This is a genomic window from Streptomyces sp. SAI-135, from assembly GCF_029893805.1.
Taxonomy (GTDB): Bacteria; Actinomycetota; Actinomycetes; order Streptomycetales; family Streptomycetaceae; genus Streptomyces.
This window is the reverse complement of the sequence record NZ_JARXYP010000002.1, coordinates 6,556,837-6,582,360: the sequence shown is the minus strand read 5'-3', so window position 1 is coordinate 6,582,360 and position 25,524 is coordinate 6,556,837. Positions and strand designations below refer to the sequence as shown.

Sequence of the window (25,524 nt, the reverse complement as noted above, 5' to 3'; positions counted from 1 at the left end):
GTGCGGCGCCGTCGTGGCTTGTCGCGCAGTTCCCCGCGCCCCTGAAAGGCCGTCAGTCCCGGCAGATGGAGGGCAGGGCGCGGATCAGAGCCCGGGTGTGCAGAGCGTCCAGGTGGTCCTCGTGGCGGACCCGGAGGGCTGCCAGGGCCAGTTCGGGGCGGCACGCGAAGGTGCCGCGGGCCGCGGAGGTGTCGGCGAGGGCCTGGACCAGCGCGCTGGTGATCCGGTTGATCTCCTGGCGTACGACGCTCAGGTCCGGCTTGGTCGTCGGGGCCTGGTCGGGATGGTCGGTCCAGCGCTGGAACAGACCCCGCTGGACGACCTTGTTGGCCTCGATCTGGTCGCGGAAGATCACCCGGATCTCGTCCGGGTCGGCGCCGAGCTGCCGGGCCTGGGCGGCCACGTTGTCGAGGACCTGCTGTTCGCGGGCGGGGTCGTCGATGGGGCTGTCGGTGCCCCACTTGGCCGCGGCGACCAGGTCGGCGGTGGCGAGGCGATCGGCGGCGAGTTCGACGACGGGGCGCAGCGGGGACAGGGAGAGGGCGGCCGTGTGGGGGGCCGTCGCGGTGCCGGGGTCCGGAACCGCGACCGCGGAGCCCGTCGCGGTGAGGACGACGGCCGCGGTCGCGGTCACGGTGATCAGGGCACGTCGGAGGGGGGTGGTGGTACGCATGCTCCCATCAAAGCCGACGCTGCCCCATGATCAGGTCAACTGCTGCTTACGGTCAGGTTGTTGGTGGTGAAGTTCAGGCCGCCGGACGAGCTGGTGATCTCGAAGCCGAACTGCACGTCCCCGATGGTCTCGTTGCCGAACCAGCCCTTGGTGTCCTTGATCCACTTCAGGATCGGCAGGATGTTGACCGTGCCGGAGCCGGAGTTGGAGGTGCGGACGAAGGAGAAGACCTCGTTCGCGCCGTTGCTGCCCTTGTAGACGGTCCAGGTGTGGCCGCCCAGCGTCACGTTGCCCTGCGAGGTGCCGAGCGGGCCGACGGCTCCGGTCTTGTTGACCCAGAGCATGATCTCGTAGTCGTAGTCGGTGTCCCAGATGTCGTACGAGGTGTTGTACGCGCCCGACGAGGGGACCGTGACGTTGTAGTTGCTGGAGAGCGAACCGAGCGAGGTGATCGACTTGTTGATCACCTTCTTGGAGTTCGGGTAGGACTTGATGCCGCCGGTGTTGGGGTGGTCGGCCCAGACGCCCCAGTTCGTGCCGGAGTTGGCCCAGATGCACTGGCTGCCGGCACCGGAGCCCCAGATGTTGTTGTAGAGCGTGTAGCCGTTCAGGCTCGTGTTGGCCCACTGGTCGCAGGAGTTCCAGACGGCGGCGGAGGCGGGGGCCGAGGCGAGTCCGACGGTGGCGCCGATGGCCATCGCCGGGGCCAGCACTGCCATGGTGATCTTGCGCAGGGTGCTTGCCATGGTGTCCCTTTCCATGGGTGGGGGGAAATGCGGGGGGTTACCACGCCTCCAGACGGAGGACGTGGTCTTCCCCGGCGACGAGTTCGAGGGGCTCGGCGCCGGAGGAAGTCCGGAGTTCGACGCGGTGGGTGCGGGTGGGGCGCAGCACCGCCGTCGCTTCGGTGGGGCTCCAGGTGAGGTCGAGTTCGGCCCCGAACCTGGTGCGGACGCCCCGTAGCGCGCCTCGGGGGCAGGTGGCGGGGACCGCCGGGAGCAGCACCAGCCGGTCCGGCGTCGACTGCACGAGCATCTCGACGAGGACGGCGGGCAGGGTGTGGGCGGCGTCCGCGTTGTAGACGTGCCGGTGCGGGTAGTGGGCGCTCATCAGCGAGGCGTGGAAGAAGTCGCCTCCCAGGACCTGGCCGAGCGCGTGCGCGACCCGTTCGCCGTCGCGCAGCCGGGCCGCGACGAGGGCGTGGTGCAGGTGACCGTGGGCGGAGTCGTTCTCGGAGCCGCGCAGTGCGAGGGCGCGACGGGCCGCCTCGGCCAGGTCCGGGGTGTCGTAGGGGGTGATCTCGTCGAGCGGCCAGACTCCGTAGAGGTGGCTGAGGTGGCGGTGGTCGTAGGTGTCGTCGAGGCCGGGCCAGGCCCATTCGGCGAGGGCGCCGTCGGCGTTGATCCGGTGGGGCGGGAGGCGGTCGGCGAGGGCCCGCCAGGCTTCCGCTCGGTCGGGGTGGTAGGCGGCGGCCGTGCGCAGGGCGTGCCGGGCGGCGGAGAGGTCCATGGCCGCGTTGATCGCGCCCCAGCCGGCGTTCGCGGGGCGGTTCTCGGGCGAGTAGGAGGGGACGACGACGAGATGGCCGTCGGCGTCCGTCCGGGTGAGGAAGTCCTCGTAGAACCGGGCGACCTCGGCGAGGGCGTGGGCGGTGCGCGGGTCCCGCGCACCGCGGGTCTCGTCGTGGTCGACCAGCGGTTTGAGCAGCCAGTCGGCGCCCGCGGTCCACAGGTGCAGCGGGTACTCCCGGCTGAAGTGGTACGTCAGCCCGGACTCGCCGTCGGAGTGCGGCGGCGCCACGACACCCCGGGCGCCGAAGATCTCGCGGGCGTTGTCCTGCCAGTCGGGTATCTGGCGGTGGACAAGACAGGCCAGGGCTTCGGTGACTTCGGGGAGAGCGGCGCACGCGGCCGACGCCGTCTGGAGGTTGACGTTGGCGTCGTTGGTGAACGCCCCCGACCAGGCGGTGTCCCAGTCGCCGGTCCACAGGCCAGTGAGGCGAGGCGGGAAGAGGCCACTGGCGGAGAGCAGGTGGTAGCGGCCGGCGGCGAACAGGCGTTCCAGGAGTGCCGGGCTGTCGGGCTTCGCCAGCAACTCGGAGCCGGGCAACGCCCGTTCGGCGGGGTCGGCGCCGAGGTCGAGGGTGACGCGTTCGTAGGCGGGGCGGTGCAGCAGGACGTGCCGGTCCAGGAGCCGGGCGTACGCGTCGGACGCGGACTCCGTCTCGGACGCGGTCTCGGGCTCGGGGACCAGGTCGCGCAGGGCCTCGACGTGGGGGGTCGTGTCGAGTTCGCCGGTGTGGCGCACGACGCGGGTCAGGAGCAGGACGGAGTCGGCGCCGGTGACATGGGCGCCGGGTGCCACGAGCGCGGTGCGGCCGCCGCCGGTGGGGACGACCAGGGTGATGCCGGTGTAGCGGCGGTCGCTGTCGGGATAGCGCACGCGCAGGGTGAGCAGGGCCCCCTCGGCGGCGCGGACGATGCTCTGTCCGACCCTCAGGGTGTGAGGGGCACCCGGCAGCCGGTGGTCTAGCGCGACGACCAGGTCGGTCGCCTCGACGTGCTGGACGACGACGTCGTCGGCGCGGGAGACGAAGACCTGTCCGTGCCCCTCCTCGCACTCCGTGCGCAGCACACCGGTGGTGAAGTCGACGGACCGGCGGTATCCGGACGTGGCCGTGCGCGGGCGGCGCAGCCGGATCTGGAAGGCGGGGTGGAAGGGCTGCACCCACTGGAGCGGGCGGCCATCCGTGAAACTTTCGGCCGCGTCGAGCTCACCGGCGAGCAACCGGTCCTGGAGCGCCGGGAGTTCGGCGGCCAGGCGGGGCGGCCGGGCGTGTTCGGCGCCGTTGGGGCGGACCAGGGTGTGGTGGGTGACGACGACCCGCTCGTCCTGCGGGTCGCCGAACACGAGGGCACCGTGGTGGCCGTTGCCGCTGAGGAAGCCGTCCTCCCAGCGTGCGGCGGGTCTGGCTTCCCAGGTGCCGTGGACGGGTCCGTCGGTCATGGCCTGAGCACCGCCGCCCCATACCGTCCCAGGACCACCTCGTCCGTGACGGTCCTCCCGGTCAGCAGGTCGTGGTGGGTGCCCGGCACGGTGACGGTCACCGGCTCGCGCCCGTGGTGGAGGAGGAACAGCAGCTCGCCGCGGCGGACCGCTTCGACCCGGTCGGGCAGGGCGTCCAGGACCGGTCGGACGCCGGCGTCGGCGGCGATCCTCGCGAGCAGGCGGCGCAGCGCGTCGGGCTCGGGAAGCGTGGAGAGGTACCAGGCGCGGTCCTTGCGCAGCACGGCGGGCAGGCCGTCGAGCTCACCGCCCTTGTAGGCGGCCTCGGTCGTCCCGCCGGCGGTCTTCTCGATCTCCTCCGACCACAGGGTGCCCCGGAATCCGCCCGAGGGGCCGTCGCACTCGGCGTGCTCCCCCGCGTCCAATGGCCACCACTCGTGCAGGACGCGGATGCCGAACAGCTCGCGCAGCCGGGCGTCCATACCGCCGGGGCGTACCCGGTCGTCCTCGTCGGCGACGCCGGTGAGGAAGCCGGAGACCAGGGTGCCGCCCTGGCGGACGTACGCGAGGAGGTTGTCGATCGCCGGGTCGGTGAGGGCGTAAAGCTGGGGGACGACGACCACCTTGTAGGCGGTGAGGTCGTGTGCGGGGTGGGCGAAGTCGGTGGTGAGGTGGGCCTCCCACAGGGCGCGGTGCCAGGCACGGAGGACGTCCGGGTAGTCGACCTCGCGGGAGAGCCGGCCCTCCTGGGCACCGGCCCACCAGGCCTCCCAGTCGTGCAGGACGGCGATGTCGTTGACGGTGTGACTGCCCGTCACATGCTGGGACAGCACGTTCAGTTCGGCGCCGAGCTGCTTGATCTCCTGGTAGGTGCGCCCCTCCTCCCCGGCGTGGCTGACCATCCCCGAGTGGAACTTCTCCGCGCCCTGCCGGGACTGGCGCCACTGGAAGTAGCAGACGGCGTCGGCACCGCGGGCGACCGCCTGGAGGGACCAGAGCCGGTTCAGGCCGCGGGGTTTGGGGTGGTTCACACCCCGCCAGTTGACCGGCCCCGCGGCCTGCTCCATCAGCATCCAGGGGCCGCGCGCCTGCGAACGGGTCATGTCCTGCACGAGCGCACCCTGTTGGGCCCCCAGCGGATCACGCGGATCGGGGTAGAGGTCGACGGAGACGACGTCCTCCTCCGCGGCCCAGCGCCAGGCGTCCTGACCGGCCCACAGCGGCATGAAGTTGCTGGTCACCGGGGTGTGCGGGGTGATGCGGCGGACGATGTCACGCTCCGCCGCGTAACACTCCAGGAGCATGTCGGAGGTGAACCGCTTGAAGTCCAGCACCTGGGTGGGGTTCTTCATGTAGTGGGCGTGGCGGGGTGTGTGGATCTCGGCCCAGTCGCCGTAGCCCTGGCTCCAGAAGGCCGTGCCCCAGGCGGAGTTGAGGGCGTCGAGGGTGCCGTAGCGGCTCTGGAGCCAGGTGCGGAAACGGGCGGCGGCCTCGTCGCTCCAGTCGTAGGTGCAGTACTCGTTGTTGATGTGCCACAGGGTGAGGGCCGGGTGGCCGCCGTAGCGGGCGGCGAGGTCCTCGGTGATGGCGGCGGCGTAACGCCGGTAGGTGGCGCTGGAGTGCGAGAAGTGCTGGCGCCCGCCCCAGTGCTCGGTGCGGCCGTCCTCGGTGACGGGCAGGGTGTCGGGGTGCAGATGGCCCATCCACGGCGGCGGCGAGGCGGTGGGCGTGGCCAGGACGACCCCGATGCCGTTCTCGTGCAGGAGGTCCATCAGCCGGTCCAGCCAGCCGAAGTCCCGCTCCCCCGGCCGGGGTTCGAGCCTCGCCCAGGAGAACACGCCGAGGGTGACGGAGTTGACGCCGGCGGCCTTCATCAGCCGGACGTCCTCCAGCCAGATCTCCTCGGGCCACTGCTCGGGGTTGTAGTCGCCGCCGTAGAGGATGCGGCCGCGGGTGGCGTCCTGGAGTCCCGGGGTCATGCAGGCTCCCCGTACTGGATGCCCCGGCCGTTGGTGGCGATGTACACACGGCCGTACACGCGCGGGTCACCGGTGATCGTCTCGCCGGTCCAGCCCCACTGGTGCCGGTCGTCGTTGATGCGCACCCAGCTCCCGGCCTCGTCGTCGGAGCGGTACACGGCGGTGATGGTCCCGGTGGAGCCGACCATGTAGAGCGCCGGGTAGCCGGCGCCCTCGGCCGCCCTGCCGAAGCCGAGCGTGTGCGAGGCCGAGCAGGTGGCGACCTCGGTGAAGCTCGCGCCGCCGTCCGTGGAGCGGCGGAGCCCGTTCGCCTTGGCCGAGAGCCACAGGTCGCCGGTGCGTCCGGGCGCCGCGACCAGTTCGAACTGGGTGTCCCCGGAGGGCAGCCCGCTCGCGCGCGCGGTGAACGTGAGGCCGCTGTCGGTACTGGCGTACAGCGTTCCCGTGTCGGTGTCGTACGCGTAGAAGCGGGCCGGGTCGGCCGGGTCGGCGACCGGCGTGGCGCCCTTCGGGAAGGAGGGGATCTCGGCCCAGGTCGCCCCGTTGTCCGTGGAGCGGTGGGCGGGGTACTTGGTGCCGTCCCAGTGCACGAAGGTCCACAGCAGCACGCTGCCGTCGCTGTTGACGGCGATCGGGCCCGGGGCGTCCTTGGCGAGGTCCGGCTGGGTCGCGAAGGGCGCCCAGGCCCTGCCGCCGTCGTGGGAGAAGGCGCCGTTGCCGTGGTCGCCGAAGCCCGTGCGGACGACGTACGAGGGCTTGGCGGCGGCCTGGGCGAGGCCCGTCGCCGTCCCGAACACGGGGTTCGAGGCCATCCCGCGCGACGGCGAGGCGGTGAGCCGCTCGTGGTACATCACCCCGATGTCCCCCAGGCCGCTGAGCAGGTGTGCCTCCCCGGTGGGCGGCGAGATCAACTGGCGCACGGAGGTCTCCTCCAGGCCCCGGATCTGCGGGGCCCAGTGTTCGAGGTCCCGGGTGCCGTAGAGGGTGGCCCCGGTGCCGTAGACGATGTGCCGGGAGTCGTACGGGTCGACGGCGAGTGCCTGGATCCACCAGCCGAACTTGGGCGCGTCGGCGCCGAAGGTGAGGAAGGGGGTCTCGGAGACGTCGAGGACCGCGGAGTCCTTGAGGGACGTCCAGGTGCGGCCGCCGTTCGTGGTGCGGTACAGGGTGTCGACGGCCGACCAGCGGTTGTTGGTGGAGACGACGACCGTGCCGGGGCGGCGGGCGTCCACGGAGACGCCCCCGTACCCGAAGGTGTCGCTGCCACCGGGCTTCACCGGTGTGACCTCGGTCCACGTGCCGGAGGCGACGGCCAGCTTGTGCACACTGCCGTCGGACTGCCCGTTGGGCCCGGGCGCGTCGGCGTAGGTGACGTACAGCTCGCGGGTGTGGCAGTCGTAGGCGGCCCGGATCGGCACCTTGGCGTTCGTGCCGGAGGGCTGCCCGGGGACGGCCTCCCAGGTGGTGCCGTCGGAGGTGCGGTACAGGTTGGCGGAGGTGCCGTCGGAGTCGCCCCAGCCCGCGTAGAGGACCCGCCCGGCGGCGACGAGCAGGGTGACGCCCTGACCGCTGCCGCTCGGCGTGCCCGGGAAGCCGCTCGCCGCGGCCCAGGTGGCGCCCCGGTCGGTGGACTTGAGCAGCCCGTCGTGCCGGGTGCCGAGCCACAGGGTGTCGCCGTCCCGGGGATCGACGAGCAGCCGCTCCCCGGTCCCCCTGCCGTCCTCGTTCCCGCCCAGTTTCACGGCGAGGTCGGTCCGCGCCCAGGTGGCGCCCCGGTTCTCGGAGCGCAGCACGGCGCCGTTGCCGGCCCAGGGCTGGGCGTAGGTGCCGAGTGCGAGGTAGACGCGGTCGGGGTGGGCGGGGTCGACGGCCATGGCCTCGACACCGAGGAGGTTCCAGTCGTCCCACCCGAGATCGTCGTTGAGCGGGATCCAGCGCGCGCTCCGGTCGTCCCAGCGGTAGGCCCCGCCGATGTCGGTACGGGCGTAGGCCAGCCCGCGGACGGAGGGGTGGAAGAGGACTCCGGTGACGAACCCGGTGCCGCCGATCACGACCTGGCGCCAGCGGTAGGAGGGGGCGGCCGAGCCGGCGGCCACGGCGACCGCCGGGAAGGCCGGCACGACGGTGACCGCGGCAGCGGCAGCGGTCGCGGAGAGAACGGCACGACGACTGGGACCAGACGCACGCATGACACACCTCGCTGTGTGAGGAAGGGTGGACGCACCCACCCAGGGGCGCGGGGAACTGCGCGGCCCGCCACGACGCGGCCGCGGACAACAGACGGCCGTCAGCCCTTGACCGCGCCCGTCAGCATCCCCTTCTTGAAATGCCGCTGCACGAACGGAGAAGCCACCGCCACGGGGATCAACGCCAGCACCATGACGGCCATCTGCAACCCCAGCGCCGACAACTGCCCCGTCCGCACCGCCTGCTGCAACCCCGTGGGGGCCTCCGTGTGCTTCTGCACCAGCTGGATGAGCACGTTCTGCAGCGGCATCATGTCCTGGTCGCTCAGATAGATCGACGCGTTGAACCAGGCGCTCCAGTAACCCACCGCGTAGAACAGGGAGATGACGGCCAGCACGGCCCGGGACAGCGGCATGATGATGGTCAGCAGGATCCGCAGGTCACCGGCCCCGTCGATGCGCGCCGACTCGGTCAGTTCGGGCGAGATGCCCATGAAGAAGGCCCGCAGCACCAGGATGTTGAAGACGCTGACGGCACTCGGCAGGATCAGGGACAGATAGGTGTCCGTCAGACCGAGCGACTGCACCAGCAGGTAGGTCGGAATCAGGCCGGCCCCGAAGAACATCGTCGCCATCATGGTCATCAGGAAGAACCGGTGCCCGAGGCTCCCCGGCCGCGACAGGCCGTAGGCCGCCAGCACCGACACCGCCATCGAGAAGAGCGTGCCGACGAGGGTCACCCCGACCGAGACCATGATCGCCCGGCTCACCTGGCCGCCGCTGAGCAACTCCGTGTAGTTGACGAAGGTGATGCCCTGCGGGATCACGACGAGGCCGCCGACCCGGTCGATCACCGGTTTCGGGGAGAGGCTGGTGACGATCACGATCCACAGCGGACCGAGCACGCCCAGGCAGCACAGGAGCAGCAGGCCGCCCTTCGCCGTGAGTCCCGCCCTGCTGGGCTCCTCCTCCCACGCGGGCCGGGGAGGAGCCTTGAGGCTGCGGACGAGCTGCGTGTTGAGGCTCACTTCTGGTACACCCCCTGCTCGCCCAGCAGATGCGCGAACTTGTTCGCGGCCAGGACGAGACACACTCCGATGACTCCCTTGACGAGGCCGACCGCGGCCGCGTAGCTGAAGTCGCCGTTCTGGATACCCATGTTCCACACGTAGGTGTCGAGGACCTCGCTGGCCCCCACACCGACCGCGTCCCGCTGGAGCAGGAACTGCTCGAAGCCCACGCTCAGCGCGTCGCCCACCCTCAGCACCAGCAGCAGCGCGATCACCGGGCGCAGCGCGGGCAGCGTCACGTGCCACATGCGACGCCAGCGTCCGGCGCCGTCCATGGCGGCGGCCTCGTACAGGTCGGTGCTGACGGCGGCCAGCGCGGCGAGGAAGACGATGATCCCCCAGCCGGCGTCCTTCCAGACGGCCTGCGCGGTGACCAGGTACTTGAACAGGCCCGCGTCGGTCATCAGGTCGAAGCCGCTCCAGCCGTGGTCCTCCAGGGTCTGGGCGATGATGCCCGCGCCGCCGAGGATCTGCTGGAACACGGTGACGACGAGCACCCACGAGAAGAAGTGCGGCAGGTACATGATCGCCTGTGCCACGGCCCGGACCCGCGGCCGGATCACGCTGTTGATGAGCAGCGCGAGGGCGATGGGGATCGGGAAGAACAGCACCAGCTGGAGCACGAACAGCACGATGGTGTTCTTGGTGGCGTCCCAGAACAGCGGGTCGTCGACCATCCGCGAGAACTGCTCCACCCCGACCCAGGGGCTGTGGAAGATCGCGGTGATGCCGTTGCTGGAGATGTAGGGGTCGTAGTCCTGGAAGGCGACGACGTTGCCCAGCAGCGGGACGTAGTTGAAGAGCAGGAGCAGGAGGATCACGGGCAGCGTCATCAGGATGAGCGTGCGGTCGCGCCGCAGCCGGACCCGGAAGGGAACCCGGCCCGCCCTGGCCGCCTTGCGCGGCGCCCGCCCCTTCGCCGAAGCCGCCACCGCGGTGGTGACCGCGGCCGCCGGTTCCTCGACGGCCGCGGGGGGACGGGTCCCGTCGGGCCGGCTCCCGGCCGCGAGGGACATCAGGCGCCGCTGCCGTTCTTGTCGAGGAGCTGCTTGTACCAGTCGCGCAGCTTGTCGCCGCCGGAGGACTTCCAGGTGGAGATGGCGGCCTGGACGTCGGAGAGCTTGCGGTTGCCGCGCACGTAGTCGATCTCCAGCTGCTCGAACTGGCTGGAGAGGTTGGCGTAGCGGGTCGGCTCGACGATGTTCATGCCGAAGGTGGACGTCTTCTTCATGAAGGCGCCCATCCGCTGCTGCCACTCGACCTGCTTGCGGGCGACCTCGGGGAAGTCGGGGTGGGCGTAGTAGGCGGCCGGCGCGGCCAGCATCACCCAGGCGTTGATGACCTCGGAGTTGCCGAGGTCGTTCTTGACCGGGACGCCGTCCTTGACCGTGTAGTGGGTGCCCTCGACGCCGTAGTCGACGAGCATCCGCTCCTTGGTGCCGTAGGGCGCGGCCGCGAAGTTGGCGGCGGCCAGCGCGTTCTCGACGGTCGTCTTCGAGGCGCCCTTGCGGATCAGCGACCAGATGGAGGCGGGCGAGGAGGCGTACAGCTTCGGATTGCCGCCGTCCGCGCCGAAGAGGTCCATGGCCTCGATCTTCAGGTCCGGGTTGGACTGGGCCTGTTCGGAGACCTTCCCGTACCAGTCGGCGATGTTGGTGTTCCAGACCAGGATCTGCCCGGCGGTGAAGCGCTGGCCGGCGTCGCCCGAGCGTGCCTTGTCGTCGGGGTGGACCAGACCCGCGTCGAACACCTTGCGGACCCACTCCAGGGCCTCGAGGTACTCGGGCTGCTCGATGCGGTACGTCAGCTTGCCGTCGGAGCCCATGTCCCAGCCGATCGGCCCGGAGCCGCGGACGCCGAAGAAGCTCCACGCCGACCAGGTCAGGTTGCCGTCGCAGGCCCACACCTTGGCCTTGGCGCTGGTGGCGTCCTTGGCCCAGCTCATGAACTCGTCGGCCGACTTGGGTACCGCGTAGCCCTTCTCGTCGAAGACGTCCTTTCGGTACAAGGGCGCGATCCCGCTCGCGGTGGCGGTGGGCATCGGGATGCCGCGCAGTGCCCCGCCGAAGATGCCCATGCGCCAGGCGTCGGAGGGGATCGCGGCCAGGTTCGGGTACTTCTTGATCTTGTCGCCCGCGAGGTAGGGGCCGAGGTCCATGAACTTCGCGGTGACGGCGTTCGCGATCTTGCCGACCAGTTCCCAGCTCGGCACGACGACCATGTCCGGTATGGAGCTGGAGGCGAGGACGGCGCCGAGCTTCTGGCCGTAGGTGTTGCCGTCCTGGTTCTGCCAGGTGATCTTGGTGCCCGCCGCCGCGTCGAGTGCCGTGTAGTAGGCGCAGTCGGCCTTCGGCGGGGAGCCCCAGAACGGGGACATGATCTTGAAGGGGGCGCCCGTGCCGAGCTTCTCCGGGACCGAGGCCTGGAGAGCGGCGAGGTCGACCTTGCCGGTGTACCCGGCGGCCGAGCCGTTCTTGGAGGGCAGGTCCGGGTTCGCGACCGTGCTGGCGACGAACGCCGGGAGCAGCTTGTCCGCGGCCTTGCCCGACGTGGTTCCTTCGCGCTCTCCGCTGTCCGAGCCGCCACAGGCGGCAAGCAGCGGCATCCCGCCCGCCACCGCGGCGGTGGCGACCGCCGTCGAGGCGAGGAAACTTCTCCGACTGGGCCCGGAAGGACCGGAGGAGGGGGAAGCGGCGTTCGGCGTCATTGCGTCAACCCTTCATGGCGCACCAGGACACCCGGCGGTGGAGCCGTCGGCTGCGGTGTCTTGAGTGGAACTGGCTGAGCTGAAGCGATGCCTCGACCGGTGTGGCGGAATCCGTAGTCGAAGCGCTTCGATGTTGCTGTGAGGTTAAGTGAACCCCCCGGGGTGCACAAGAGTCGTTCCCAAGATTCCTCCGGGGTACGGGAGGTGACCTTTTCTTATGCACCGCTTGAAGTGACGGTGTTGATCCCTTGACACCCGCCCTGGTGTCGAATGAGCATCGAAGCGCTTCGAAAGCATCGAACCGATCCATCGCAGGGGGATCCCCACGTGACCGCACACCCGCCGCACACTCCGCCGTTCCGCGATCCGCACCTGCCGTTCGCGAAGCGCATCGACGATCTGCTGTCGCGGCTGACCCTCGACGAGAAGATCGGGTTCCTGCACCAGTTCACGCCCGCCGTGCAGCGGCTCGGCATCGCCGCGTTCCGCACCGGCCAGGAGGCCCTGCACGGCGTCGCGTGGATGGGGCCGGCGACCGTCTTCCCGCAGGCGGTCGGCCTCGGCGCGACCTGGAACACCGATCTCGTACGACGTGTCGGCGAGGCGGTGTCCAAGGAGGTCCGGGCGATGCGCGCCCGCGACGACCGGGTCGGCCTCAACATCTGGGCGCCGACGGTCAATCTGCTGCGCCATCCCCTGTGGGGTCGCAACGAGGAGGGCTACTCGGAGGACCCGAAGCTCACCTCGGCCATCGCCGTCGCCTACACCCGCGGGCTGCGCGGCGACCACCCCACGTACTGGCGCACGGCCCCGGTGCTCAAGCACTGGCTGGCCCACAACAACGAGACGGACCGGGCCACTTCGTCGAGCTCGGTGCGTCCGCGCGTGCTGCACGAGTACGACCTGCGGGCCTTCCGCGAGGCGGTAGAGGCGGGCGCCGTGGCCGGTGTGATGCCGGCGTACAACCTGGTCAACGGCCGCCCCAACCACGTCTCCCCGTACCTGCGCGAGCACCTGCGCGCCTGGACCGACGAGGAGCTGCTGGTCTGCTCGGACGCGGGGGCGCCCTCCAACCTGGTCGATCACGAGCACTACTTCGACACCCACGAGGAGGCCACCGCGGCCTCCCTGAGGGCCGGTGTCGACAGTTTCACGGACCACGGCACGGACAGCTCGCAGATGATCGCCCGCATCCAAGGGGCCCTCGACCAGGGCCTGTTGACCGAGGCCGAGATCGACACCGCGGTCCGCCGGCAGCTCTCGGTGCGCTTCCGGCTCGGCGAGTTCGACCCGGACCACGACCCGCACGCCGACGTCACGGACTTCGACACCCCGGAGCACCGCGCGCTCGCCCTGGAGGCCGCCGAGCAGGCGATCGTGCTGCTCAGGAACGACGGTGCGCTGCCGCTCGCCCCCGGCACCCGGCTCGCCGTGGTCGGTCTGCTCGCCGACGAGTGCAAGCTCGACTGGTACAGCGGCACGCTCATCCACCGCTCCACCCCGCTGGAGGGACTGTACGAGCGGTTCGGCGCCGAGCGCGTCGCGTTCGCGGAGGGCGTGGACCGGGTCCGCCTCAAGACCTCCGCCGGGACGTTTCTGCACGTCCTGGCCTCCGAGCACGGCGAGGACGAGGTGCGCGGCGCCGAGGGGGCCCTGGACCCGGCGCTCCTCGCCGGCCGCACCGATCTGCCCGCGCTGACGACCGACGCGACCGGCACCGAGTTCGCGCTGATCGACTGGGACGAGGGCGTCCTCACGCTGCGCGCCCCCGACGGCCGCTATGTGTCCGTCGCCGAGGACGGTTACCTGCGCGCCTCGGCCGACCAGCCCGGGGGCTGGGTCGTCCAGGAGACCTTCCGCCTGGAGCAGCACGGCAGCGGTCACCTCCTCAGGCACATCGGCACGGGCCGCCACGTCACTGTCGCCGCGGACGGAGTGAAGGTTGCCGACGAGAATCCGGAGACCTTCCAGCTGATCATCGTCGAACGCGGCGAGGACGCAGTGACCCGCGTCACCTCCGAGGCCGACGTGGTCCTGGTGGTCGCGGGCAACGACCCGCACATCAACGGCCGCGAGACCGAGGACCGCACCTCACTGCGCCTCCCGCCGCACCAGGAGCGCCTGCTGCGGGCGGCGCGCGCGGCGAACCCCCGGACCGTGCTGGCCCTGGTCTCGGCCTACCCCTACGCGGTGGACACGTCCGGCCTGGCCGCGGCCCTGTGGACGGCCCACGGCGGCCAGGCGGCCGGCACCGCGCTGGCCCGCGTCCTGGCCGGGGACGTCTCCCCCGCCGGCCGCCTCCCGCAGACCTGGTACGAGAGCGACGCGGACCTGCCCGGCCTCCTCGACTACGACGTCATCGGCAGCCGCCAGACCTACCTGTACTTCGAGGGCGCACCGCTGTTCCCGTTCGGCCACGGGCTCTCCTACACGTCCTTCTCGTACGCGGGACTGGAGGCGCGGACCGACGACACCGCGGTCCGCGTGTCGTTCACGATCACGAACACCGGCGACGTCACCGCCGACGAGGTCGCCCAGCTCTACGCCCGCGCGATCGACCCGGCCCTCCCCCGCCCGCGCCGCGAACTGCTGGCCCACCGGCGCGTGACGCTCGCTCCGGGCGCCGAGGAGGAGCTGTCTTTCGAAGTACCGCTGTGCGCCTTCGAGTTCTGGGACGTGGCACAGGGCCGGTGGCGGCTGGAGCCGGGCCCGTACGAGCTGCTGGCGGGTGCCTCCAGCGAGGACGTCCGGCTGCGGACGACGGTCCTGCTCGACGGCGAGCCCGGTGCGCCGCGTCCCGTGGTCCGGCGCGGTCTGGACGGCGCGGACTTCGACGAGCAGAGCGGTGTCGAGATCGTCGACCGGACGCGGGTGGCGGGCGACGCGGTGACGGCGGCCGAGGGCCGTACCGGCGAACTGGTCTACCGGGACTGCGACTTCGGGGACGGTGTCACCGAGGTGACGGTGACGGTGGCCGGCGAGGGCTCGGTCGAACTGTCCCTGGACGGGGGCGCGGTGCTCGCCGGCTGGGAGGTGGCGGAGTCCGGCGCCGGACCGTACGACTACACCGCTCTCGGTGCCGGGATCGTCGCCGAGGGCGTGCACGACGTGCACCTCAGGCTGCGCGGCCCGCTGCGGCTCGCGCACGTCGGCTTCTCCGGTTGAGGGTCCGGAACGGCCGGCACACAAGAAGGGGCCCGGCACCGGAAGGCATCGGTGCCGGGCCCCTTCGGGGCGGCGGGTCAGCGTCGCTGCCCCAACACTACATGAAAATGGTTCCCATTTACCAGAGGGCTCTTCCGGAGGGCTCTCCCAGAGGGCGCGCCTGGACGGCCCGAAGGGCTCCCTAGAGGGCGAGACCGGTCAGCACCAGCACCCGCTCGTACGTGTAGTCGTCCATCGCGAACCGAACGCCCTCGCGGCCGACACCGGACTGCTTGACCCCGCCGTACGGCATCTGGTCGGCGCGGTAGGAGGGGACGTCACCGATGACGACACCGCCGACCTCCAGCGCGCGGTGGGCGCGGAAGGCGGCCTGGAGGTCGTGGGTGAACACGCCCGCCTGGAGACCGTACTTGGAGTCGTTGACGGCGGCGAACGCCTGCGCCTCGCCGTCCGCCTTCTGGACGGTAAGGACGGGTCCGAAGACCTCCTCGCAGGAGATCGTCGTGTCGGCCGGCACGTCGGCGAGGACGGTCGGCGCGTAGGAGGCGCCGTCCCGGTCGCCGCCGGTGAGGAGGGTGGCGCCCGCCTCGACGGCCTCCTTCACCCAGGACTCGACGCGCACCGCCGCGTCCTCGCTGACCAGCGGGCCCACGTCGGTCCTGTCGTCGCTCGGGTCGCCGGTGACCTGGGCCTCGACGGCGGCCACGATCCGCTGGAGCAGCCGGTCGTACACCGACGCGTCGGCGATCACCCGCTGCACGGAGATGCAGGACTGGCCGCCCTGGTAGTTGGAGAAGGTCGCGATGCGGGTCGCGGCCCAGTCGAGGTCGGCGTCGGAGGCGTAGTCGCCGAGCACGACCGCGGCGCCGTTGCCGCCCAGCTCCAGCGTGCAGTGCTTGCGGGGCACCGAGTCCATGATCGCGTAACCGACCTTCTCGGAGCCGGTGAAGGAGATCACGGGCAGCCGCTCGTCCTGGACGAGGGCGGGCATCCGGTCGTTCGGGACGGGCAGGATGCTCCACGCGCCGGCGGGCAGCTCGGTCTCCGCGAGGAGCTCGCCGATGACCAGCCCGGAGAGCGGGGTCGCCGGGGCCGGCTTCAGGATGATCGGCGCACCGGCCGCGATCGCCGGGGCGATCTTGTGGGCGCAGAGGTTGAGCGGGAAGTTGAAGGGCGCGATCCCGAGCACGACCCCCTTGGGGAAGCGCCGGGTCAGCGCGAGCCGGCCCTGGCCGCCGAGGTCGGTGTCGAGGCGCTGGGCCTCACCGCCGTTGAACCGCCGGGCCTCCTCCGCGGCGAACCGGAACACGGAGACGGCACGGCCGACCTCGCCCCGGGCCCACTTGACCGGCTTGCCGTTCTCGGCGGAGATCAGCTGGGCGATCTCCTCGGTGCGCTCGACGAGCCGGCGGCTGACGTGGTCGAGGGCGGCGGCGCGGACGTGCGCGGGAGTGGCGGCGAACTCGTCCCGTACGGCGTACGCGGCGGCCACGGCCTCCTCGATCTGCGCGTCGTCCGGCACGGCGACCTTGCCGACCAGCCGGCCGTCCCACGGGGAGGTGACGTCGAAGGTGTCCTCGCCGGTGACCTGGCGGCCGGCGAGCCAGAAGGCGTGGGTGGAAGTCATGCCCCCCACGGTAGGGCCGGGAGGCCGGGATCGAATTTGTCCGGGGTGTAGCAGTGGGCCCCCCGGGCACTCCGGTTCGGCACTGCGGTGCGGCACTCCCGGCGGCGTCTACTCCGCCGACACCGCCTTCAGCGCCAGCCACAGCTCCATGCGTACGTCCGGATCGTCCAGGGAGCGGCCCAGGATCTCCTCGACGCGGCGCATCCGGTACCGCAGGGTGTGCCGGTGGACGCCCAGGTCGGCGGCGGCCGCGTCCCACTGGCCGTGCCGGGAGAGCCAGGCCCGCAGCGAGGCGACCAGGTCGCCCCGGCCGGTCGCGTCGTGCTCGTGCAGCGGCCGCAGCAGGCCGTCCGCGAAGGCCCGCACCGCGTCGTCCGCGAGCAGCGGCAGCACCGATCCGGAGGCGAGCTGTTCGTGCTCGACGTAGATCCGGCCCCGCCGCCGGGCGACCGAGAGCGCCTGTTCGGCCTGCTTGTAGGCGGCAGCGGCGGCGATCGGTCCCGCGGGGGCCGAGACGCCGACGACCAGTGCGGCCTCGTCTCCGGCACCCGCCTGCTCGCGGGTCCGCGCCGACTCCAGCGCCACCGCGTACTCCGCGCCCGCGGTGACGGCGGCCCCGCCGTCCGCGGCCAGCACCACCAGCCGCTCCCCCTCGGGCACCACGAGCACGGCCTCACCGGAGCGGGCCGCCGCGGACTCCAGGATCTCGGTGAGCGCCCCGAGCGGATCGCCGTTAGCGCCGGCGGCCCCCGGGACCCGGGCGGGGGCGTCCGCGGCGATCCGCACCGACGAGACGGCGGCCGTCTCCGCCACGATCAGCCGGAAGGGCGCGTCCAGGAGTCCGCCGTACAGGTCGCCCGCGACCGTGCGCGCGTGTTCCGGCTCCCCCGCGAGCAGCATCCGCACCACGGCCGCCCCGATCCGCTGCTCGGCGGCGTACAGGGAGCGGGAGCGCTCGGTGGTGAGGGTCAGCAGTGCGATCGCCGAGTGCACCGCGTACCGCTCCGCCGTGCCGAGCGCGGAGGCCGTCCCCACCGCGAGCGCGGCCCGCGGCCGCCGCCCGGTGCCCAGGGAGTGCAGCTCCACGCGGTCGTCGTTGTCGGAGGTGCCGGAGCCCCCGGCCACGGACGAGGCGGGCGCGGGCCGCTCCCGCAGCCGCTCCACGTCGGCGGTCAGGCGCGCGGCCCGGCGGCCGGCCCACTCCGGTGCGGCGGCGACGACGGCGCCCGAGGCGTCGTAGAGCGCCGCCCAGCCGTCGACCTGGGAGGCGAGCGCGGCGAGCAGCCCCTCCGGGCCGTCGGTCAGTGCCTGCCTGGTCAGCTCGCGCTGGGCGGCGAAGCCCGCGGTGACGGACCGGTACTGGTCGGCCGCGATCGCCGCGGAGACGGCCTTGCTGATGGCGAGGAAGGGGGTGCGGCGCGGCACCTCGAGCAGCGGGAGCCCCTCCTCGCGGGCGGCGCCGACGAGGGCCTCGGGGATGTCGTCGTAGTTGACCCCGACGGCGAAGCCGAGCCCGACCACCCCCGCCCCGGCCAGCCGCCTCACGTACCGCCGCATCGCCTCCGGGTCCTCCGCGTCCAGCTTGAGCGCGGTGATCAGCAGCAGTTCCCCGCCCTCCATGTAGGGGACGGGGTCGGCGAGCTCGCTGACGTGCGCCCAGCGGACGGGCACGTCCAGCCGGTCCTCGCCCGCGCGCACGGTCAGCTTGAGCGCGGAGTGGTGGACTAGCGAGGCGAGGGTGGGAGGCATGCGGCCTTCAGGGCTTCAGGGCGTCAGTGCGTCAGGGAGCAGTGATCGTCGGTCGCTGCGATCTTTTGGCCGCCGTGTATGAACGACCTGTGACGATTCTGCCTCACCGTACGGCCCCGAGGTCACGTCATCCCCGCAGATCCACCAGCAGCGGCGGCGCGTGCTCCCCCGTCACCGTGGTCAGCGACAGCACCGCGTGCCCGGGCGGCACCCCGTGCGCCAGCTCGGACGCGGACCACCGCTCCCGCTCGACCTGCCGTACGGTCACCGCCCGCGCGGTCGGCGCCTTGCCGGTGATGACCCGGCGCACCGCGTGCAACGCCTTGCCGGCCGGGGTCTCGGCGATGATCTGCCGGTCGGTGACGTCCCGCGCCTCGATCCACTCCTTGCCCCACACCTCGGCGAAGTCCTGCCCGTCCCACGGGGTGAGCCCGGACAGCGCCATCCGGCACCCGATGGCCCCGAGCAGGGGCCCGCGCAGCGGCCGCGGCACATCGTCCAGCGTGCGCAGCGTCAGCACGACACCCGCGTTGCCGGACCGCAGCCGCTGCACGCCCCGCACGGCCTCCGGGGTGACGATGCCCGTGGCGTCGTCGACGACCAGACAGGCGAACAGCGACCGGTCCTCGCGCACCGCGACGCTCGCCGTGAACTGCGCGAGCACCAGCCGCGCCAGGATCCGGGAGGCGTCGGCGTGTCCGCGCTGGGGCAGGTCGATCCGGACCCGGACGGGGTGGTCGAGGGCCTTGAGCGAGAACGGCCGCGACCCTCCGGACGAGTCGGGGTCCGCGCTCTGGAAGAAGGTGGCGAAGGCGGGCCGGTCGAGCAGCGCGACGCGGTCCGCGAGGGTGCCCCCGACGTCCCCCGGATGCCCCATCTGCCGCTCCCGCGCGTCGAGTTCCCGCAGCAGCGACTCCTGCCCGGAGTCCTCCAGGCCCTTGCGCAGCGCGGCCAGCGGCCCGGGCGCGCCGTCGAGCAGCCGGCGCAGCTCCGGTACGGACGGGAAGCGGCCGTGCACCGCCCGGAACGGCCCGAGGAGCTGGGCGAGCACGGTGGTGGACCGCCGGGTGTCGCCCCCCTGATGCGGCTCGGCGAGGTCCCCGACGAGCGCCTCGGCGAGCACGGCGGCGGCTTCGTCGGGATCGGTCGTGCCCCCGTACAGGTCGAGGTCGTACACCGACTCCGGGTTCCCGATCTGTACGACGACGTCGTAGGCGTCGGCCGGTCCGAGCCCGGCGCCCGCGGCACCGACCACCACGACGGCGGCCCGCCCGGCGAGCGCGTGCAGGCACAGCGACTCGGCGATCGGCCTGACGACGGTCCCGGTCTTCCCGGACCCGGCCGGGCCGACCGCGAGCAGCGAGGTCCCGAGCAGCTCGGGCCCGAGCCCGAGCCCGGCGCCCCGGTAGGCGTACGGGTTGCGGGCGTCGTCGGCGGTGGTCCCCAGCCGCACCTGGCCCGTCAGGAGGTCGTGCCGGGCGAGCCGAGCGGGCAGGTCCCTCGCCCCGGAGGGGTGCACACAGGCGGCGGCACCCTCCTGGAGCACGGCGCCGGTGAACGTGGCGAGACTGAACCGGCCACTGCGCACGCCCTGCCAGGCCCGCGCGATCCGGGCATGGTCCACGTCCCGCATCAACCCGGCCCTGGCTTCGGCAGCGAGCCGCTCCGCGGCATCGACGGCACCGGCGGCACGCAGCTCGGGGTACTCGGCGGGGTCCTGTTCGGGGGTGGGAGGCGGCTCGTGGGCGGGGACGGCCGGACGCCAGGCGGGGGGGCCGAAGCGGCGCCAGACCTCGCCCCAGCGACCGAGCTTGCCCACGACGACCATGATGATCAACGCGATGAGCACCTCGTAACCCCTGTACAGGAAGGCGGTGCCCGTCTGGCCGAGGGCGCCGTCGGCGCCGCGCCATGAGTCAGGGGTGACCAGCAGAAGCGGAACCCACCACCAGCTGCCGACATAGCCGTTCTGGAGCAGCGACCAGACGAGCCAGCCGACGAGAAACGCGATCACCGCGCCCGTCAACAGCTGCTGCGTCGGAATCCGCTCCGGCTCCTCCTCCGGCCGGACCCGGTGGCCGAACCGCCACACACCGGGCGCGGCCTCGGGGCGTGGCGCCCGCAGCCAGGTCAGGAACGCCGAGCCGTCGGGCAGCGGGGGCGTCCCGGGCGCCCGGGACGGCATCGGCGGCAGCGCCCCCCGTGCCCGCGGCACAGGATTCGCATGCGTACCCCGCGCGTCCTGCGTCCCGTCGCTGTCCATCGCCCCTGCTCCCTGACCAGCCGTTCCGTCCACCATCAGCGGCCAATCTAACGCGCCCGCAAAGGGAGTTCACCGATTGCGGGGCCGAGCCGCCACACCGTCCGAGAAACCGGCTATGTCCACCACGGACAACCCGCCTCCTCGACACCGCCCACATGGAGCATGCCCACCCCCCGTCCGCCGTCCTAGCCTGCGAGAAAAGACTGGACAGAGTCCGCTGGAAATCTCCGCCCGCAACACCCCAGGAGCCCCTCATGACCGCACTTCCGCAGGAGCGCCGCGTCGTCACCGCCATCCCCGGACCCAAGTCGCAGGAGCTGCAGGCCCGCCGGGTCGCCGCGGTGGCGCAGGGCGTGGGGTCCGTACTGCCCGTCTTCACGGCGCGCGCGGGCGGCGGGATCATCGAGGACGTCGACGGGAACCGGCTGATCGACTTCGGTTCGGGCATCGCCGTGACGTCCGTCGGCGCCTCCGCCGAGGCCGTCGTGCGCCGGGCCTCCGCCCAGCTCGCCGACTTCACTCACACCTGTTTCATGGTCACCCCCTATGAGGGCTACGTGGAGGTCGCCGAGGCGCTCGCCGAGCTGACCCCGGGCGACCACGCCAAGAAGAGCGCCCTGTTCAACTCCGGCGCCGAGGCCGTGGAGAACGCCGTCAAGATCGCGCGGGCGTACACCAAGCGGCAGGCCGTCGTCGTCTTCGACCACGGCTACCACGGCCGGACCAACCTCACCATGGCGCTGACCGCGAAGAACATGCCGTACAAGCACGGCTTCGGACCCTTCGCCCCCGAGGTCTACCGCGTCCCCGTCGCCTACGGCTACCGCTGGCCCACCGGCCCGGAGAACGCCGGCCCCGAGGCCGCCGCCCAGGCCATCGACCAGATCACCAAGCAGGTCGGCCCGGAGAACGTCGCCGCGATCATCATCGAGCCCGTCCTCGGCGAGGGCGGCTTCATCGAGCCGGCGAAGGGTTTCCTGCCGGCGATCAGCGAGTTCGCCAAGGCCAACGGCATCGTCTTCGTCGCCGACGAGATCCAGTCCGGCTTCTGCCGCACCGGCCAGTGGTTCGCCTGCGAGGACGAGGGCATCGTCCCGGACCTGATCACCACCGCCAAGGGCATCGCCGGCGGTCTGCCGCTCGCCGCCGTCACCGGCCGCGCCGAGATCATGGACGCGGCGCACGCGGGCGGCCTCGGCGGGACCTACGGCGGCAACCCGGTCGCCTGCGCGGGCGCGCTCGGCGCGATCGAGACGATGAAGGAGCTCGATCTCAACGCGCGGGCGAAGGCGATCGAGGCCACGATGAAGGCCCGGCTGACCGCCATGCAGGACAAGTTCGACGTCATCGGTGACGTCCGCGGCCGCGGCGCCATGATCGCCATCGAGCTGGTCAAGGACCGTACGACCAAGGAGCCGAACCCGGAGGCGACGGCGGCGCTCGCCAAGGCCTGCCACCAGGAGGGCCTGCTGGTGCTGACCTGCGGCACGTACGGCAACGTCCTGCGCTTCCTGCCGCCGCTCGTCATCGGTGAGGACCTGCTCGACGAGGGCCTCGACATCATCGAGCAGGCCTTCGCCCGCATCTGACCCACGGCCCCGGCGCCTTGGGATTCCGGGGCTGGGGTGGCGAGCGGCAGAGGGTGTGAAGAAGGTGTGCGAGGTGGTGGTGGGGTTGGGATTCTGCCTGTCGTACGCCGCCGCCCTGTCGTAGGTTCTACCCAGATGAGAGATACACCCCGCCCACAGGGGACTGTGGGCGACATCAGGCCGGGGCCTCCCCAGCTTCGACCTGGTCGTGCCCTCGCGCACACACATGGAGCCTCCGGCTCCGGATCTCCTCACCGATCGGACAGTCGCCCGCCCCAAACCCCCCGGGGCGGCCGGCGAACCGATCTGATCGGCCGCCCCGGAACCACCCCCCCTGTTCCGGGGCGGCCGGCCTTCCTCACCCTCCTTCTCGGAATTCCGGCCCTCCTCTTCGCCCTGATCACCTGGCAGGTCGTGGAGGACGGGCCGCTTCTGCGTGCCGACGAGCGGGTCAGCCGCGCCCTGGTCCACCCGGACCGCCTCGGCGACGGTCTCTCCGACCTGGGCAACGTCCAGGTGGCCGTCCCCCTCCTGGTGGCGGCGCTGGCGTACGTGACCTGGCGGCACCGGCGCACGGGTACGGACCGCTGGTGGCTCCCGGCCACCGCGGGCGCCCTCCTGATGGCCCTGCTCCCGGCGATCCTGGTCCCCCTCAAGATCTGGACCGCCCGCTCCGGCACCTCCGTGGTCCCTCCGGGCACCGGCTACTTCCCCTCGGGCCACACCGCCACCGCGGCCGTCGCCTACGGCACCGCGACCCTCTTCCTCCTCCCCCTCCTCCGCACCCCCCGCACCCGCCGGGCCCTCGTCACCCTCTGCACCCTCCTCGTCCTCGCCGTCTCCTACGGCCTGATCCGCCGCGGCTACCACTGGCCCCTGGACGTCCTGGCAAGCTGGTGCCTGTCCACCCTGCTCCTCCGCCTCCTGGTGACACTCGTCAGGCGATACGGTCTGAAGCCGACAGAGAACGCGAAGAGGTAGGTAGCCGGTCACGGGGCGGTGGCCGGTACCCGGGGGGAAGAGCCATGCCGGACGAGAAGGACCAGGTGACGGTCGCCTTCGAGAACCACGACTTCGCGCTGACACCGTCACCGGGCGAGGTGATCCTCCCTCTCTACGGCCGCAAGATCCACCACGACTCGAAGTGCGGCCACCTCACCGATGCCGACAGACTCCCCCGGTTCCCGGACCCGGACCGGCTGCTGTGGCGGCGGCTCATCGACTCCGCGCCCTCCCACGACACGGCTGCCCGCGCCGAGTTCGCTCGGTCCACAGGGCTGCTCGGCGGCTCGGGACAGCCCCTCACCAGCGCGTGCAGTTGTGTTCTGCGCCCCGTTTCCCCGCATCAGGCCGCCACGATGCGGCCGTGGCCGCTGGACGAGGCGGTGCGTGCCTTCGACAGGGACCGCTTCACGGCAGAGCTGCGCGCGATGGAAGGGGCCGCCGAGGAGGTACGCCGTGACTTCCCCTGGGAGGACTGGCCGACACTGCCTCTGGAGCGATACGCCCTCGGCCAGGGAGACAGCGCCCACACCCGGCCCTACTGCTATCTGATGGAGTTCGGCAGCAAGGCCCTCGGCAGCATCGCCGGCGGCTCCTCGACCAAGCACCTCATCTACCAGCGCAACCAGGACGGTTCCTGGTGGCACGACTCGCGCTACGCCGACGAGAAGGAGGCTTGGCAGGCGGTGCGGTCCGGGATCGTCGCGGCCGTGACCGCGGCCCGCGAAGGACGAACCGCCGACATCGACACCATCGACGCCGTACGTTCGGGTCCCGCCCTGGTCGCCAAGACACTGAGGGTCTACGCGCCCGACGTCGCCCTGGCGGTCTACGGCCACGACGTGGTTCGGCACTTCGTGCAGCAGCTCACCGGCGCGCCTGTCCCCAAGCTGGACCGGTTCGCCCTCCAGGCACGACTGAAGGAGGTCATCGACGGCGAGCAACGGTTCGCAGGCTGGTCGTACGACCTGGTGGTGCTGTTCCTGTACTGGTGGACCAATCCCGTCCGTACGCAACAGATCGTGAAGATCGCACCCGGCGCGAACGCCTCGCTGTGGGACGAGTGCCGAGCCGGTGGTTTCATCGCGGTCGGCTGGGACGACGTGGCGGACCTGCGGTCCTTCGCCGACAAGGACGAGTTCCAGGCAGCGTTCGCCGCCGCCTACGCGGACGAGTACAACGGCTACCAGTCGAAGATCTCCGCGAAGGCCAACGAAGTCTGGAAGCTGCAGAGTCTCCGGCCCGGCGACCTCGTCGTCGCCAACAAGGGCACGAGCGAGATCCTCGGTGTGGGCCGGGTGGCGGGCGACGGTTACACCTGGCGGGAGGACCGCCCGCTCTACCGGCACACGGTCGAGGTCGAGTGGGACGAGAGCTACGCGGGCCGGCTGGAGGAACCCGAGCGGTCCTGGGCGACCGTCACTGTCAAGGACGTGTCCGCACAGGTGTGGAGCAGGATCCGGAAGGCCAAGGCGGCCCCGTCGTCCGTCGGGGACGATCCGGCCCCCGACACCACCGACGCCGTGCTGACCACCCGCCCTCTGGACGCAGGGCTGGTCCCGCTCGCCGAGGCCCTCGATCGGCGGGGGCAGGCGGTGCTGTACGGGCCCCCGGGTACGGGCAAGACGTACACCGCCCTTCGTTTCGCGGTCCGTTGGCTGGGTGAGCTGGCCGGCGACCTGTCGGATGTCGACCCCTACGCAGAGCCCGGTACCCCGGCCTTCCGGCGCACGCTCGACGCCCTGACCGCGGCAGGCCGGCTGACGATGGTCGCCTTCCACCCCAACTACGGCTACGAAGATTTCGTGGAGGGCTTCCGGCCGGTGAAGGGCGGATCCGGCGGCCTCATGCTGGACCGGGTCGACGGGGTGTTCAAACGCGTGTGCCAGGCCGCCGCAGCCGACCAGGGCCGCCCGTACCTGGTCGTCGTCGACGAGCTCAACCGCGGCAACCTGCCCAAGATCTTCGGCGAGCTGATCACCCTCCTCGAGAAGGACAAGCGGGGCTGCCAGGTGCTGCTGCCACTCAGCCAGGAGCAGTTCACGGTGCCGGACAACGTGTACCTGGTGGGCACCATGAACACCGCCGACCGCTCCATCCGGATGCTGGACGCCGCCATCCGCCGCCGTTTCGCCTTCCTGGAGCAACTCCCCGACTCCGCGCCCCTTCAGGGATGCCACGTTGAGCAGTTGCACCTCGCGGACCTGCTCGACGCCCTGAACCAGCGCGTGAGGACCCATCTCGATCGCGAGAAGCAGATCGGGCAGGCCTTCTTCCTCCCGAACGGCGCTCCGGTCGACACCGTGCCGGGCCTGGCCGCGATCGTCCGCGACGAGATCCTGCCCCTGCTCCAGGAGTACGCCTACGACGACTACTCCCTGCTCGCCACCTTCCTCGGCGAGACACTGGTCGACCTCGAGGCACACACGGTGCGAGAGCTCAGCGACGAGGGTCTGGTCACTGCCCTGTACACGGAACTCCAGGTCAAGAGCGGGGCGTTGGAGTAGC

15 protein-coding genes are annotated in these 25,524 nt (G+C 71.6%); 4 read left to right on the top strand and 11 right to left on the bottom strand.

The genetic code is table 11. The features are described from left to right. Positions 1-52: 52 nt before the first annotated feature. The 8 genes from M2163_RS34425 to M2163_RS34390 form a co-directional block, all read right to left on the bottom strand. Positions 53-673 carry a chorismate mutase gene (locus M2163_RS34425; RefSeq protein ID WP_280895905.1) on the bottom strand — a complete coding sequence of 207 codons (621 nt, stop codon included), beginning with the start codon at positions 671-673 and terminating at the stop codon, positions 53-55. Between the two features lie 35 nt (positions 674-708). Beyond that, positions 709-1,419 (bottom strand): hypothetical protein, encoded by a 711-nt coding sequence (locus M2163_RS34420; protein WP_280849028.1) that lies wholly within the window; start codon positions 1,417-1,419, stop codon positions 709-711. A 37-nt stretch (positions 1,420-1,456) separates the two neighbouring features. Continuing rightward, positions 1,457-3,679, bottom strand: coding sequence for a glycoside hydrolase N-terminal domain-containing protein (locus tag M2163_RS34415; protein ID WP_280895904.1), 2,223 nt, complete (start codon positions 3,677-3,679; stop codon positions 1,457-1,459). After that, positions 3,676-5,658 carry a beta-galactosidase gene (locus tag M2163_RS34410; RefSeq protein WP_280895903.1) on the bottom strand — a complete coding sequence of 661 codons (1,983 nt, stop codon included), beginning with the start codon at positions 5,656-5,658 and terminating at the stop codon, positions 3,676-3,678. The genes M2163_RS34415 and M2163_RS34410 overlap by 4 nt, the downstream gene beginning before the upstream one ends. After that, on the bottom strand, positions 5,655-7,847 hold the full coding sequence (locus M2163_RS34405; RefSeq protein ID WP_280895902.1) for a sialidase family protein: 2,193 nt from the start codon (positions 7,845-7,847) through the stop codon (positions 5,655-5,657). The genes M2163_RS34410 and M2163_RS34405 overlap by 4 nt, the downstream gene beginning before the upstream one ends. 98 nt (positions 7,848-7,945) lie before the next feature. Next, positions 7,946-8,872: a carbohydrate ABC transporter permease gene (locus M2163_RS34400; RefSeq protein ID WP_280849032.1), complete on the bottom strand. Its 927-nt coding sequence runs from the start codon at positions 8,870-8,872 to the stop codon at positions 7,946-7,948. Further along, positions 8,869-9,930, bottom strand: coding sequence for an ABC transporter permease subunit (locus M2163_RS34395; RefSeq protein ID WP_280895901.1), 1,062 nt, complete (start codon positions 9,928-9,930; stop codon positions 8,869-8,871). The genes M2163_RS34400 and M2163_RS34395 overlap by 4 nt, the downstream gene beginning before the upstream one ends. Further along, positions 9,930-11,621 carry an extracellular solute-binding protein gene (locus M2163_RS34390; protein ID WP_280849034.1) on the bottom strand — a complete coding sequence of 564 codons (1,692 nt, stop codon included), beginning with the start codon at positions 11,619-11,621 and terminating at the stop codon, positions 9,930-9,932. Before M2163_RS34390 ends, M2163_RS34395 begins: the two co-directional genes overlap by 1 nt. Before the next feature lie 327 nt (positions 11,622-11,948). Here M2163_RS34390 and M2163_RS34385 point away from each other — a divergent pair, with 327 nt between their 5' ends. Further along, positions 11,949-14,786: a glycoside hydrolase family 3 C-terminal domain-containing protein gene (locus M2163_RS34385; protein WP_280849035.1), complete on the top strand. Its 2,838-nt coding sequence runs from the start codon at positions 11,949-11,951 to the stop codon at positions 14,784-14,786. A 181-nt stretch (positions 14,787-14,967) separates the two neighbouring features. Here M2163_RS34385 and M2163_RS34380 read toward each other — a convergent pair whose 3' ends face one another. The 3 genes from M2163_RS34380 to M2163_RS34370 all read right to left on the bottom strand — a co-directional run bounded on the left by M2163_RS34380 (position 14,968) and on the right by M2163_RS34370 (position 20,425). Further along, positions 14,968-16,413, bottom strand: a complete 1,446-nt coding sequence (locus tag M2163_RS34380; RefSeq protein WP_280895900.1) for an aldehyde dehydrogenase family protein — start codon at positions 16,411-16,413, stop codon at positions 14,968-14,970. Between the two features lie 108 nt (positions 16,414-16,521). Beyond that, on the bottom strand, positions 16,522-18,162 hold the full coding sequence (locus tag M2163_RS34375) for a PucR family transcriptional regulator (RefSeq protein ID WP_280895899.1): 1,641 nt from the start codon (positions 18,160-18,162) through the stop codon (positions 16,522-16,524). 127 nt (positions 18,163-18,289) lie between these two features. Further along, positions 18,290-20,425, bottom strand: coding sequence for an ATP-binding protein (locus tag M2163_RS34370; RefSeq protein ID WP_280895898.1), 2,136 nt, complete (start codon positions 20,423-20,425; stop codon positions 18,290-18,292). A gap of 254 nt (positions 20,426-20,679) precedes the next feature. Between M2163_RS34370 and gabT the strand changes: the two genes are divergently transcribed. The 3 genes from gabT to M2163_RS34355 all read left to right on the top strand — a co-directional run bounded on the left by gabT (position 20,680) and on the right by M2163_RS34355 (position 25,523). Next, positions 20,680-22,014, top strand: a complete 1,335-nt coding sequence (gene gabT / locus M2163_RS34365; RefSeq protein ID WP_280895897.1) for a 4-aminobutyrate--2-oxoglutarate transaminase — start codon at positions 20,680-20,682, stop codon at positions 22,012-22,014. Positions 22,015-22,179: 165 nt separating this feature from the next. Further along, positions 22,180-22,995 (top strand): phosphatase PAP2 family protein, encoded by an 816-nt coding sequence (locus tag M2163_RS34360; RefSeq protein ID WP_280895896.1) that lies wholly within the window; start codon positions 22,180-22,182, stop codon positions 22,993-22,995. Between the two features lie 44 nt (positions 22,996-23,039). Next, a complete protein-coding gene (locus M2163_RS34355; RefSeq protein WP_280895895.1) occupies positions 23,040-25,523 on the top strand; it encodes an AAA family ATPase in 2,484 nt (827 codons plus the stop codon). The last annotated feature ends 1 nt before the right edge of the window (position 25,524 follow it).